The organism is Streptomyces sp. NPDC104761, assembly GCF_055583445.1.
In genome coordinates this window covers 5066-18575 of the sequence record NZ_JBVJNZ010000019.1, presented here as the reverse complement: position 1 = coordinate 18575, position 13510 = coordinate 5066, and the positions used below count along the sequence as shown (strand labels likewise).

Sequence of the window (13510 nt, the reverse complement as noted above, 5' to 3'; positions counted from 1 at the left end):
CTGGTTCACAGCTTCGCCACGCGTCGTTCACCTGGATTCAAGGCGACAGTCAAGACGGATGACGGGCGTCCCCCTAACGTCCTTCACGTGGTCAAGCTCTCCGTCATCGTGCCGTTCTACAACGTGCAGCAATACGCCCCCGACACCCTGAGGAGCCTGCGCGCGAACGCGCGTGAGGACTTCGAATTCATTCTCGTCGACGACTGCTCGACCGACGGGACACCGGAGATTCTCGCGCGGGCCGAGCGCGAGCTCCCCGGCGCGGTCCATGTCAGACACGAGCTGAACGGAGGGCTGGCCACCGCGCGCAACACCGGCATCGACAAAGCACGCGGCGAGTACGTGACCTTCCTGGACGGCGACGACTGGCTGGCGCCCGGCTACTACCCCCGGCTGGTCGACGCGATCGAGTCGCTGGGCTGCGACTTCGTCCGCACCGACCATGTGCAGTGCACGGCGCGCGCCCGGATCGTGCACCGGGTGCCCGTCGGCCGCCGCGACGTCGTGCTGAACCCGCGGGACGCCATCCTGCCCGCCGACCGGTCCACCTCCGTCGACTACGCCTACGCGTGGGCGGGCGTCTACCACCGCCGCCTGGTGGACAAGGGGCTCGTGCATTTCACGGACGGGCTGCGCACGGCCGAGGACCGGCCGTGGATCTGGAAGCTGCACCGGGAGGCCGGGTCCTTCGCGGCGGTGAACCTGCTCGGCGTCTTCTACCGGCGTGGCGTAGCCTCTTCACTCACACAGATCGGCGACGTCCGTCAGCTCGATTTCATTCGCGCATTCGACCAGGTGATCGAGGAAACGGCGCAGGACGCCGACGCGAAGGAACTCCTGCCGAAGGCCGTCCGCACGTATTGCGCCATCATTTCCCATCACCTGGGATCCATCGAAAGGTTCGAGCCCGCGGTGGCGAAGAAGCTGAAATCCATGAGTGCGGCCGCACTGCGGCGCATGCCGCAGGACGTGCTGGACGAGGCCCTGGACTCCATGGACCTCCAGCGCGCCACCAAGCTGCGCCGGCTGCGCCGCCGTCCCGCCCCCGCGGGAGCCGCCGCGTGACCACCCAGATCTTCCAGGCGTCCACCCTCTACGGCACGGCCACCCTCGCCGCCGCCCTGGACTCCGGCGCCTTCCGCCCGGCCGACCGGCACATCCTGCTGGTCTGCAACAACGCGGCGACCCCCGAGACCACCCCGGGCCTGGACGAGGCGCCGGGCTTCGAGCGGCTGCGCGACCGCTTCGACGACGTGATCTCGTACAACGAGACGATCTTCCCGTTCCACCCGGGCGGCTGGGCCCCCCGGGTGGAGGACATGCCCCTGTGGGAACGCTTCCTGCGCCACGAGTGGCAGCTGGGCGACGACGACGTCGAGTTCGCCGTCGAGTCGATCCAGGTCAACCCCTCGCTCAGCCTCACCCAGATCTTCAACGGCGCCCCGGTCACGGTCTACGCCGACGGCCTGATGAGCTACGGCCCGACCCGCAACAAGATCGACCCGCTGGTCGGCACCCGCGTCGACCGCGTCCTCCACCTCGACCTGGTGCCCGGCCTCAAGCCGACGCTGCTCACCGAGTTCGGCGTCGACGGCGAGGTCGTGCCGACCGCGGCGTTCACCAAGGTACTGGCCGAACTCGCCCCCAGCGGAGACGAGTTGCCCGAGATCGAGGAACCGGCCCTGCTGCTCGGCCAGTACCTCTCCGCACTCGACATCCTCACCCCGGAGCAAGAGGAGAACCTCCACGTCCGGATGTTGAAGGGCGCCGTCGAACTCGGCCACACCAAGGTCGTGTTCAAGCCGCACCCCTCCGCCCCGGCCAGGTTCGCCCGCACCCTGGAGCAGGAGGCCGAGAAGCTCGAGGTCGACCTCACCGTCCTGGACACCACGGTCCTGGCCGAAGTGCTCTACCAGCGGATGCGTCCCGCGCTGGTCGTCGGCTGCTTCTCCACCGCACTGCTCACCGCGTCCGCGCTGTACGGCCTGCAGACCGCCCGCGTCGGCACCGACACCCTCCTCGACAGGCTCACGCCGTTCGAGAACAGCAACCGCGTCCCGGTCACCGTGGTCGACGCACTGGTACCTGAACTCACCGACCGCAAGGCGGTCGAGGAGCAGCGCCCGCGCATGAGCGTGGCGGCGCTCGGCGAGCTGATCCGCGCCCTGAGCTTCGCCATGCAGCCGAAGATCTACCCACAGCTGCGCGCCGAGACCGAACGCTATCTCAGCAAGCACGAGAACGGTACCGCCAAGCGGTACTTCAAGCGCAAGCGGCTGACCTCCCTCGGTCTGCCCGGCGGCATCCCCGGGCGGCTCGCCTTCATCCCCCGCAACTCCACCGCCCGGCGCATGGTCCGCCGCGCCCGGGCGCTGCAGAAGGCCGTCAAGCGCTGACAGGCGGTGCCGCGGAGCACCCGGAGAGAGGCGCCGTCACGCGGCCACAACCTGTGACGAAACTGTCCGTTCCCCCAGCCCCTCGTTTTCACAAGGTATGAAAACCCTGTGAGAACGAGGGGCTTCTTACTTGCCTGAATCTCGCTTTTGTCCTGCCGCACAACCCGATGTCTCCCAGAGTTCACCCAAGGTTTCCAACCGGTTCGACCCATGGCCGAACGAGGTCGTATTTCATTCACTCACATGAAGGTTCGGGTGTGATCACGGTAAAAACGTGACCGCCCCACTGAAGATTGATTGCGTCCATGCGTATCGCTGTGTTTGTCGAGAACCGCAACGGCGTCGGTCTCACCTCGGAGATCATGAAGGCGCCGGGAGCCGAGGCACACTCCTTCCACTTGGTCACGGCAGACCGGGACGGCGATGTCGCCGGATGGATCGAGCAGGAGGCGGCGGCCCGCTTCGACGACCTCAAGGTGCACAACCTGTTCCAGGTCGACGAGCCGATCAGCGGTGACGAGTTCCTGGAGGAGGTCGGCCACCGCATCCGCGCGTACGCCGAACAGGAGCGCGTCGACCGGCTGGTGTTCTTCAACGACCAGTCGCAGCGCGGCCGCCGGGTGGCCGGCGAACTGCGCGACACGCTGCCGCTGGTCCTCGTGCAGGACGGGCACCTGGACTTCCACTTCAAGCGCACCGACCCGGGTCTGCGCGACCAGAACTGGTACTACGGCTCCTCGTCCCCCGCCGCCGTCTGCGTGTGGGGACCGGCGACCGCCCACCACCTGATGTTCCGCTCCCCGGACAGCAGCGTGCCCGTCCACATCACCGGCGCGCTCGGCCACAGCGACGACCCCCAGCTGCTGCGCGCGGCCCGCTCCACCACCCACCGGCATGCCAAGGGCCCCGGCGAGCCGCTGCGCATCGTCGTCCTCGACCAGCCGCTCAGCGACCAGCGCAAGCTCTCCAGGAAGGACCACCGGGAGCAGCTCACCGAGCTGTGCGAGGCGCTCACCGGCTTCGGCGAGGTGGAGATCAAGCCGCACCCCTCCACGCTCCGCGGCCACCTCGACTGGCTGGGGACCCTGCCGGACGTGACCGTGCTCGACGAGAGCGCGCTCCTGGACGCCGAGTCCCTCGACGGCTACGACCTCGCGATCACCTTCTTCTCCACCACCTACCTGCAGACGCTGCGGGCCGGCACGCCGCTGATCCTGTTCAGCCCGCCCGCGCTGAACATCGTCTTCCCGACGATCAACCACCCGCTGCTGCGCAACGCCGGCACGGTCGGCGAGCTCGTGGACGTCACCGCCGAACTGCAGCGCGCGGGCAAGTTCACGCCCAACGCGCACGGTGAGCCCGTCGAGCACTTCATCACCTTCCACGACGACGTCCCCTCCCGCGTGCTGCGCCGTATCGAGGAGGCCGAGGTCCCGGCGGCGCGGCCCGTGCCCCGCCGGCCCGCACCCGTCGAGGCGGCGGCCAGGGGCTCCCGTGCGGACCGCGCCCTGCGCGCCGTCGAGGAGCGGCTCAACCGGCCGCGCTCGCTGGCCGTGCTGGGCCTCGGGTTCTCCTACGTCACCGGTGTGGCGATCCCCGTGCTCACCTACACCCAGGCGCTGCTCGCCCAGAACCCGGTCGACATCCGTTACTTCGACCTCGGCGTCTACACGCGCACCGAGGACGTGCTGGCCGACCTGGCGGACACCGAGGTCGTCCTGATCAACAGCCTCGCCCCGTTCTGGCGTTCACCGCTGGCCAACGAGCTGACGGAGGCGCTCGTCGCCCTCGGCCGCTCCGTGGTGGTGTACGCGCACGAGACCGAGTACGTCATGAACTTCGAGGGCGAGCAGCACGCGCTGCGGCACGCCGAGATGGTCAAGGTGCTGCCCAAGGTCAAGGTGCTGTGCGTCTCCACCGCGCAGGCCGACATGTTCCGGCAGCTCGGCGTGAGCGACCCGGTCGTCGTCTACAACACCGTCCCGCAGGACACCCACCGCACCCTGGCCCGGCGGACGCCCGGTGAGCGGCCGCGGATCGTGATGGTCGGCTCGATGCAGGACCGCAAGGGCCTCGACCTGTTCTCGCGGGTCGCGGAACTCGCCTACACGCAGAGCCTGCCGTGGGAGTTCGCCTGGATCGGCCACAGGACCTGGCGGATCAGTTCCTCGACGCTGCTGTCCGATCGCGTCGAGTGGATGGGAGCGCTCTCCCGCGACCGGGTGCGCGAGGAACTCGCCGCCTCCGACGTGTTCTTCCTGTCCAGCATGGACGACCCGATGCCGCTCTCGGTGGTGGAGGCGGTGCAGCAGCGGCTGCGTACGGTCACCTACCACCGGGTGGGCTCCCGCGAGGTGCTGGAGGGGGTGCCCGGCTACCGGTCCTTCGCCGAGTACACGCCCGCGGCGGCCCTGGACGCGCTGCGGCAGGTGCTCGACGAGGAGGTGGCGGAGGAGGAGTACCAGGACGTCGAGGAGCTGTTCGACATCTCCGCCTTCACCGCCCGGATGACGGCCGCGCTGAACCTCGCGGGCCCCGAGGGCGTCGCACGCGCCCTGCCCGCCGCCGTCGCGGCCGACGCCCCGGAGGGACAGGAGCCGGACGACGAGACGGCCTACGCCGAGGGCCCGTTCTCCGCGGTGCTCTCCCGGCACGCCAAGTACCTCAACGAGGACTTCACCCGGCACTTCACGGCCGGCCGGCAGGACGAGGCGCTGCGCGTGGGCTGGGAGATCCTGCGCCGCCGGCAGCCGGTGGACGTGCTCATCGGCATGGCCGAGATACGGGCCTCGCGCGGCGAGACCGACGGGGCGCTCCGGCTGCTGTCCGCCGCGGCCATCGCGGGCGGCGACCGGGGCCGGGTGTGGGCGGAGATCTCCCGCGTGGCCGGGGACCTCGGCGCCCGGGGCAGGGCGATACGGCAGCTGGCCCGCAAGGAGTCGATCCGCATCGAGCTGTCCAACCGCTCGGCCCGGCTGCTGAAGTCCGACTGAGCCCTGACAGGACCAGCCGTTCGCCGGCCGATTGCATGGCCGGCGAACGAACAAATAAATACCGTCATATGAATTATCGGCGCAGCCGCCTGTGGCATTCCGGTGATTCACCCAGGTGACGGCGGTGCACCTCCTTCGTACCGGCGATGTCCGAGCCGATCGGATGATTAAAGGCTCGTCCCCGGGTAGGCGTCCCGGACCATGCCACTCGCATCCCCCCCACTGCCTTCGCCGCCTGCGCGGATCACGGCCGTCCCGGCCCCACCCGGACGGCCCCGCCCCCGCCTGCTCGCCCTCGACGGACTGCGGCTCGTCGCCGCGCTGATGGTCTGCCTCTACCACTACGCCGGCCGCGGCGGCGTCGTCTCCGCCTCCTGGCACCAGAACCCCGAGCACGTCTTCCCGACCCTGTCCAGGGCGGCCGTCTACGGCTGCCTCGGCGTCCAGTTCTTCTTCGTCATCAGCGGCTTCGTGATCTGCATGAGCAGTTGGGGCCGCTCCCTCGGCGACTTCTTCCGCTCCCGGGTCGCCCGCCTCTACCCCGCGTACTGGGTCGCGCTCGCGCTGATCACCGGCGCGTCCGTGGCACTGCCCGCGGTGGTGCACCCGGTGCGGCTCGACGAGTTCCTGATCAACCTGACCATGCTGCAACAGCCGCTGGGGGTGCCCCGCGTGCTCGGCGTCTGCTGGACCCTCTGGGTCGAGGTGCGCTTCTACGCCCTGTTCGCGCTCCTGGTGGTCCTGCGGGGCGTCACCTACCGCAGGGTGGTGCTGTTCTGCTCGGTGTGGACCATGGCCGCCGTCCTGTCCACCGCGACCGGAGGCGCCTGGGCCGAGCTGGTCGTGATGCCCGCGTACGCGCCGTACTTCGTCGGCGGCCTGGCGCTCTACCTCGTCCACCGCTTCGGCAACGGGCTGCTGCCCTGGGGGATCGTGGCGCTCTCCTGGATCCTCGGCATGCGCACGGCGACCCAGGGCCTGTGGCACCCGGGCTCGCCCCGTGACCCGTACGTCGTGATGCTCCTCGTCACCCTCGCCTTCGCCGCCGTCGCCGCGGTGGCGGCGGGCTGGACACGCTGGGCGGCCTGGCCCTGGCTGACCACCGCCGGGGCGCTGACGTATCCCTTCTACCTGGTCCACGAGCACCTGGGCTGGTTCGTTATCCGGGTCCTGCACCGGGCGTGGGGGCTGCCGCCGTGGCCGACGCTGGCGGTGACGGTCCTCGGGATGCTGGGGCTCGCCTGGCTCGTCCACCGGTTCGTGGAGACTCCGCTCGGACCGCGCCTGAAGCGGGCCCTGAAAAACGCCTGACGCTGATGTTGGCCCGCCGTTCATCTCTGCTTGGGTTTCGGACCGGCACGGCGGGCAGGCACCTTGGAACCTTGCCTGCGCACAGGTTTTTCGCAGGGATTCCACAGACCGCCGTTTCGTGTATCGAGGGAGTGCCTTCTCCGCATGGCGATAACCACCCAGGAAACGACCCGACCGCCTCGCCGTCTCGACGACGTCCCCGGCTGGTTCCCGGTGCTCGACCAGGTGCTCTTCGACTGGTTCCTGCGCCGCCAGGAAGAGGCCGGAACGCGCGGCGACCTCCTCGAGGTCGGGACCTACATGGGAAAGAGCGCGATCTTCACGGCCCGGCATTTGCGGGCCGGCGAGACGTACACGGTCTGCGACCTCTTCGAGGGCGACGCCCCGGACGACGCGAACCGCGCCGAGTCGACGAAGTCCTACAGCAAACTCACCCGAAGCATCTTCGAGCAGAACTACCTCGCCTTCCACGAGGAACTCCCCCGCGTCCTGCAGGGCCCCAGCTCCGTGGTCCCCGCCGAAGTCGCGCCCGGCTCCTGCCGGTTCGTGCACGTCGACGCCTCGCACCTGTACGAGCACGTGCACGGTGACATAAAGGCGGCGCACGAACTGCTCGTGCCCGACGGCATCGTGGTCCTCGACGACTTCCGCTCCGAGCACACGCCAGGTGTCTCCATAGCGGCCTGGGAGGCCGTCCTCAACGGCGGACTGAACCCGATCTGCCTCAGCACCCAGAAGCTGTACGGCACTTGGGGCGACCCCGAGCCGGTGCAGGAGGCGCTGATGGAGATGATCAAACAGCGGACCGACTGCCACCTGAGCACCCAGACGGCGGCCGGGCACCGGATCGTACGGCTGAAGTCCAAGGGGATGCGGGCACCGGAGTTCCCGCCGTCGCGCTACGCGGACGCCCCGGAGGAACCGGAGCCCGCGCCCGCACCCCCGGCCCCGCCGGCCGCCCCCGCCGCTCCGCCCCGCCGGCCCAGCAGGGCACGCCGAGTCGCCCGGGACCTGCTGCCACCGGTGCTCACCCGGGCCATCCGGAAGGCGATGCACTGACATGCTCCGCGCCCTGAAGGGCGGGGATTCCGGCCTTCTCGACCGGTTCTAGCCCCGCCGCGCCCCGATCCCCGCGATGACGATCTCCAGCCCCTCCTCGAAGTGCTGGTCGTAATCGTCGAAGAGCTCCCTGCCCGCCTGTGCCGCCAGCGGGAAGTCGGCCATCAGGCGGGCCCGTTCCTCGACGTCGTACCCCTCCCGGCGCTCGCCCGAGAGGGGTACGACGCCCTGTTCCTCGATGACGAAGCCGATGGTGTAGGCGTTCGTCGTCATGCCCGCCCGGGCCGCCTGGGCGAGGGTGAAGCCGGCCTCGGTCATGACGCGGAGGTAGGCCTCCTGCTCCGGGGCGTGTTCGATGCCCGTGAAGCGTGAGCCGCTGAAGACCCTCGCTCCGTCGCGGTAGCCGAGCAGCGCCGTGCGCAGTCCGCGGCCCACCGTCCGCAGCGCGTTCTGCCAGGTCCCGGTGGGGTCGAGCCGCGTCTCCGCGACCATCCGGCGGTACATCTCCGTCGCCATCTCGTCGAGCAGCGCCTGCTTGTCCTTGAAGTGCCAGTACAGGGCCGGGGCCTTGACGTCCAGCTCCTTGGCGATGGCCCGCAGGGTCAGCCCCTCCAGACCGACCTCGTTCAGCAGGCGCAGGGCCGTGTCGGCGACCCGGCGGCGGTCGAGGGGGGCGCGTCGTTCCGTACTCACGCTTGACAGCTTAACAGCGTTAAGGTCAGCCTACTCGTCGACGGTACTTAACGACGTTAAGGGGAAATGTGATGGATACGTTGGATGTACTGGTCGTCGGCGCCGGGCCCACCGGGCTGGTCCTCGGGATCGACCTCGCCCGGCGCGGGGTGGACGCGCTGGTCGTGGAGGCCGGCGAGAAGCTGTTCCCGGGCTCGCGCGGCAAGGGGATCCAGCCCCGCACGCAGGAGGTGTACGACGACCTCGGCGTGCTCGACGCGATGCGCGCGGCCGGCGGCCCCTACCCGCCCCGGCTGCTCTGGAAGGACGGCGAACCCCTCGGCACGGAGCCGATGTTCGACGCGGTGGCGGCGGACGAGGGGGCGCCGTACACCGAGCCGCTGATGGTCGCGCAGTGGCGCACGCAGGAGGTGCTGTACGCGCGGCTGCGGGAGCTGGGCGGCCGGGTCGCGTTCGGGCGTGGAGTGACCGGCCTGGAGCAGGACGCGGAGGGGGTGACCGCCCGCTTCACCGACGGCACGACGGCCCGTGCGCGGTACGTCGTGGCGGCGGACGGCGGGCGTTCGGCCGTACGGCGTGCGGTCGGCGTCGGGATGACCGGCGAGTCGGTCGACCCGAGCCCGTTCCTCGTGGCCGACCTGCGGGTGCGGGGCCTCGACCGCGAGCACTGGCACACCTTCGTCGGCGACGACGGCTGCGGTGTGGCGCTGTGCCCGCTGGCCGGCACCGACGAGTTCCAGCTGGGCGCCCGGCTGCCCGAGGGCACGGAGACCGACCTGTCCCTGGCGGGCCTGCGCCGGCTGGTGACGACGTACAGCCACCTCGACGCCGCCGACGTCACCGAGGTGCGCTGGGCCTCCGACTTCCGGCCCCGCGCCGCGCTGGCCGACCGGTTCCGGGTGGGCCGGGTCTTCCTGGCCGGCGACGCGGCCCACATCCACTCCCCGGCCGGCGGCCAGGGCCTGAACACCAGCGTCCAGGACGCCTACAACCTGGGCTGGAAGCTGGCCGCGGTGCTCGCCGGGCGGGCCCCGGACGCGCTCCTCGACACCTACGAGGAGGAGCGCCGGGCGAACGCCGCCGCCATGCTGGGCCTCTCGACGAGCGTCCACAACGGCGAGGTCCGGCGGGGCGAGGCCACGGTCCAGCTGGGCATCGGCTACCGGGAGTCCTCGCTGACCGAGGAGACCCGGGCGAACCCGGGACCGGTGCGGGCGGGCGACCGGGCGCCCGACGGGCGCAACGTCGACGGGGTGCGGATGTTCGACGCGTTCCGGGGACCGCACTGGACGCTGCTGGCCCCGGAACCGGTGGCCGGCCTCGGCGGCCTGCCGGCCCCGGAGTCGTACGGCCCGGGGGTGTTCCTGGTCCGCCCGGACGGTTATGTGGGGTGGGCAGGGGAGACGGCGGAAGGGCTACGGGTGTACGCGGCGCGCACCGGGATGGTCGACGTCGCCTGAGCGCTCCGCCGCAAGTGCCGCGACATGCCGTCCGGCGACCGCGGCACCGTGGTGGCTGGTCGCGCAGTTCCTCCCCCAGCCTTCGGCCGGGGGTACCCCCAGCGCCCCTGACGGGGCGCTGCCGAACCGTGGGCTTCACCGGACCAGCTCAGGGCAAGGCGTGCACGTGTGACCCCGGACTCAGGCGCTGGCCAGCGTCAGCTTCACCGCGAACCCGAGGAACAGCACCCCCGCCGCCGAGGTGGCCGTCGCCGACATCCGCTTGCGGCGGCGGAACGCGTCGGCCAGCCTCGTGCCGCTGAATATCAGGGCACTGAGGTAGAGGAAGCTGGCCAGCTGGGCGAAGGTTCCGAGGACGACGAAGGAGACCGCCGGGTACGCGTACCCCGGGTCGACGAACTGCACGAAGAAGGCGATGAAGAACAGGATCGCCTTCGGGTTGAAGAGGCTGATCACCAGGGCACGGCGGTACGGGCGCTCCTGCGCCGGGGCGGCGGCCGGTGCCGTCTGCTCCGCCGCCTGCTGCTTCCGCGTCCGCCACATCGTCCAGGCCGCCCGCAGCATGCCCACCGCCAGCCAGGTGAGATAGCCGGCGCCCGCGTACTTCACGATCCCGAACAGCACGGCGTTGGCCTTGAGCAGCGAGGCCACCCCGGCCGCCGACAGCGTCATCAGCACGGTGTCCCCGCACCACACACCCGCGGCGGCGGTGTAACCGGCCCGGATCCCCTGCCGGGCGGCGACGGAGAGCACGTAGAGGGAGTTGGGGCCGGGCAGCAGGACGATCAGGACGAGTCCTGCCAGGTAGGTGGGGAGATCGATGACGCCGAACATGGGAAGCAGTCTCGCACGCGGGTCCGACAACGCCCCGGGTGTCGTTCGCCATAAGGAGCCGTCAGAAGACGTCCGCCGGGACGTAGACCCCCCACACGTCCCGCAGCGCGTCGCACACCTCCCCCACCGTGGCCCGCGCCCGCAGCGCCTCCTTCATCGGGGGCAGCACGTTGTCGTCGCCCTCGGCGGCCTTCTTCAGGGCGGTGAGTGCCGCGGCGACGGCCGCCCGGTCGCGGTCGGCGCGCAGCCTCGCGAGGCGCTCCGCCTGCCGGGTCTCGATGGCCGGGTCGACGCGCAGCGGCTCGTACGGCTCCTCCTCGTCCAGCCGGAACCGGTTGACGCCGACCACCACCCGCTCCCCCGCGTCGGTCTCCTGCGCGATGCGGTAGGCGTTCCGCTCGATCTCACCCTTCTGGAAGCCGTGCTCGATCGCCGCCACCGCGCCGCCGAGGTCCTCGACCCTGCCCATCAGAGCGAGGGCCGCCTCCTCGACGTCGTCCGTCATCCGCTCCACGGCGTACGAACCCGCGAAGGGGTCCACCGTCGCCGTCACGTCGGTCTCGTACGCCAGCACCTGCTGGGTGCGCAGGGCGAGCCGCGCGCTCTTGTCGGTGGGCAGCGCGATCGCCTCGTCGAAGGAGTTGGTGTGCAGCGACTGGGTGCCGCCGAGGACCGCGCCCAGGGCCTGCACCGCCACCCGCACCAGGTTCACCTCCGGCTGCTGGGCCGTCAGCTGCACGCCGGCCGTCTGCGTGTGGAACCGCAGCATCAGCGACTTCGGGTCCCGCGCCCCGAACTCCTCCCGCATCACCCGTGCCCAGATCCGGCGCGCCGCACGGAACTTTGCGACCTCCTCGAGAAGCGTCGTACGCGCCACGAAGAAGAAGGAGAGGCGCGGCGCGAAGTCGTCGACGTCCATGCCGGCCGCGACCGCCGTGCGCACGTACTCGATCCCGTCGGCGAGGGTGAAGGCGATCTCCTGCACGGGGGACGCCCCCGCCTCGGCCATGTGGTAGCCGGAGATCGAGATCGTGTTCCAGCGCGGGATCGCGGTCCGGCAGTACCCGAAGATGTCCGCGGTCAGCCGCAGGGACGGCTTGGGCGGGAAGATGTACGTGCCCCGCGCGATGTACTCCTTCAGGACGTCGTTCTGGATCGTGCCGGTCAGCGCCGCCGCCGGTACGCCCTGTTCCTCCGCCACCAGCTGGTACAGCAGCAACAGCACGGCCGCCGGGGCGTTGATCGTCATCGACGTCGACACCCTGTCCAGGGGGATCCCGCCGAACAGCACCCGCATGTCGTCGACCGAGTCGATCGCCACGCCCACCTTGCCGACCTCGCCGTGCGCGAGGGGCGCGTCCGAGTCGTGGCCCATCTGGGTGGGCAGGTCGAAGGCGACGGAGAGACCGGTGGTGCCGTGCGCGATGAGCTGCCGGTAGCGGGCGTTGGACTCCGCGGCCGTGCCGAACCCGGCGTACTGGCGCATGGTCCAGGGGCGCCCGGTGTACATCGTCGGGTAGACGCCCCTGGTGAAGGGGTACGAGCCCGGGTCGCCGAGGCTGGCGGCCGGGTCCCAGCCCGCCAGGTCGCCGGGACCGTAGACGGGCTCGATGGGCAGTCCGGACTCCGACTCACGGGCCATGACGGGTGACCTCCGCAGTACGCCGATACACCGGTACGCCGGTACGTCTGTCGGTTCCCACGATGCCTCCTTGTTCGGCGGCGGTCACGCGGGGAAGCATCCTCGGCATGAAGGTCTCTGGGTATTCGGGGGTCCTGGCCGCCGTACTGGCCGTGCTGTGCGGGTGCACGGTCCAGCCGGCGGGCGGCGGGGACGCCAAGGGGCACTCGCCCGTCCACATCGACCTCCCGCACAGCCCGGCACCCGTCGGCACCGCTCCCACCGCATCCCCTCCCACCGCGTCCGGCACCACCATGCCCACCGCGGGCACCCCCTCGCCGTCCGCCGTCGAGACGGTCCCGCCGCACATCGTGTACACCCGCGGCGACACCGGCACCGGCGTCCGCGAGCTCCAGGCCCGGCTGCGCCAGGTCGCCTGGCTGTTCGACGGGCCGACGGGGACCTACGACGACCTCACCGCCCAGGCCGTCGCGGGCTTCCAGGGCAGGCGCGGGCTGCCGCGGACCGGCGAGACCGACGCCGTGACCTGGCAGCGGCTGGTCCGGATGACGCACAGGCCGGGGAAGTGGGAGCTGTACCTGATGGGCGGTCAGCCGGCCGCCGCGCCCGATCCGCGGTGCCTGACCGGGCGGGTGCTGTGCATCAGCAAGACCAGCCGGACACTGCGCTGGATGATCGACGGGCGCACGGTCTCGACGATGTCGGTGCGGTTCGGGGCGCAGTACACCCCGACCCGCGAGGGTGTGTTCCACGTCTACTGGAAGTCCCGCCACCACGTGTCGACGCTCTACCACTCGTCGATGCCGTACGCGATGTTCTTCAGCGGCGGGCAGGCGGTGCACTACTCCTACGACTTCGCGGCCCGGGGCTACGCGGGCGGCTCGCACGGGTGCGTCAACGTACGGGACGAGACGGCGATCGCGGATCTGTTCGCGCAGGTGCGGAACGGCGACAAGGTCGTCGTCTCCTGGTGAACGGGTACGAGCGGGTGACGTTCGGGGCGGGGGGGGGGGGGGGGGGGGGGGGGGGGCGCCCCCCCCCGACCCCCCCCCACACCCGCAGCGGAAAACACACCCCTCTCCTTCCGCCCCCCCACCCCTCCCCCCCCCTCCCCCTCCTCCC

Annotated in this window: 10 protein-coding genes; 7 read left to right on the top strand and 3 right to left on the bottom strand. The window is 70.8% G+C overall.

All coding sequences use genetic code 11. The features are described 5' to 3' along the window. Positions 1–87: 87 nt before the first annotated feature. The 5 genes from ACZ63F_RS36975 to ACZ63F_RS36955 all read left to right on the top strand — a co-directional run bounded on the left by ACZ63F_RS36975 (position 88) and on the right by ACZ63F_RS36955 (position 7759). Entirely contained in the window at positions 88–1065 is a 978-nt protein-coding gene (locus ACZ63F_RS36975; protein WP_469717962.1) for a glycosyltransferase family 2 protein, read from the top strand. Beyond that, positions 1062–2396, top strand: a complete 1335-nt coding sequence (locus ACZ63F_RS36970; RefSeq protein WP_469717961.1) for an alpha-2,8-polysialyltransferase family protein — start codon at positions 1062–1064, stop codon at positions 2394–2396. Before ACZ63F_RS36975 ends, ACZ63F_RS36970 begins: the two co-directional genes overlap by 4 nt. Positions 2397–2701: 305 nt before the next feature. Then, a complete protein-coding gene (locus tag ACZ63F_RS36965; protein ID WP_469717960.1) occupies positions 2702–5389 on the top strand; it encodes a glycosyltransferase family 4 protein in 2688 nt (895 codons plus the stop codon). A 201-nt stretch (positions 5390–5590) separates the two neighbouring features. Further along, entirely contained in the window at positions 5591–6700 is a 1110-nt protein-coding gene (locus tag ACZ63F_RS36960; RefSeq protein ID WP_469717958.1) for an acyltransferase family protein, read from the top strand. A gap of 144 nt (positions 6701–6844) precedes the next feature. After that, positions 6845–7759, top strand: a complete 915-nt coding sequence (locus ACZ63F_RS36955) for a class I SAM-dependent methyltransferase (RefSeq protein ID WP_469717956.1) — start codon at positions 6845–6847, stop codon at positions 7757–7759. Between the two features lie 48 nt (positions 7760–7807). Here ACZ63F_RS36955 and ACZ63F_RS36950 read toward each other — a convergent pair whose 3' ends face one another. Continuing rightward, the gene (locus ACZ63F_RS36950; protein ID WP_469717953.1) at positions 7808–8452 is read right to left on the bottom strand and encodes a TetR/AcrR family transcriptional regulator C-terminal domain-containing protein; all 645 of its coding nucleotides are present in this window, start codon (positions 8450–8452) and stop codon (positions 7808–7810) included. Between the two features lie 71 nt (positions 8453–8523). Here ACZ63F_RS36950 and ACZ63F_RS36945 point away from each other — a divergent pair, with 71 nt between their 5' ends. Continuing rightward, positions 8524–9912, top strand: coding sequence for an FAD-dependent monooxygenase (locus ACZ63F_RS36945; protein WP_469717951.1), 1389 nt, complete (start codon positions 8524–8526; stop codon positions 9910–9912). Positions 9913–10092: 180 nt separating this feature from the next. Here the strand turns inward: ACZ63F_RS36945 and leuE are convergent, their stop codons facing one another. After that, on the bottom strand, positions 10093–10746 hold the full coding sequence (leuE, locus tag ACZ63F_RS36940; RefSeq protein ID WP_469717949.1) for a leucine efflux protein LeuE: 654 nt from the start codon (positions 10744–10746) through the stop codon (positions 10093–10095). 61 nt (positions 10747–10807) lie between these two features. Further along, positions 10808–12388, bottom strand: coding sequence for an acyl-CoA mutase large subunit family protein (locus ACZ63F_RS36935; protein ID WP_469717948.1), 1581 nt, complete (start codon positions 12386–12388; stop codon positions 10808–10810). A gap of 107 nt (positions 12389–12495) precedes the next feature. Between ACZ63F_RS36935 and ACZ63F_RS36930 the strand changes: the two genes are divergently transcribed. Then, positions 12496–13362: a L,D-transpeptidase family protein gene (locus ACZ63F_RS36930; RefSeq protein WP_469717947.1), complete on the top strand. Its 867-nt coding sequence runs from the start codon at positions 12496–12498 to the stop codon at positions 13360–13362. The last annotated feature ends 148 nt before the right edge of the window (positions 13363–13510 follow it).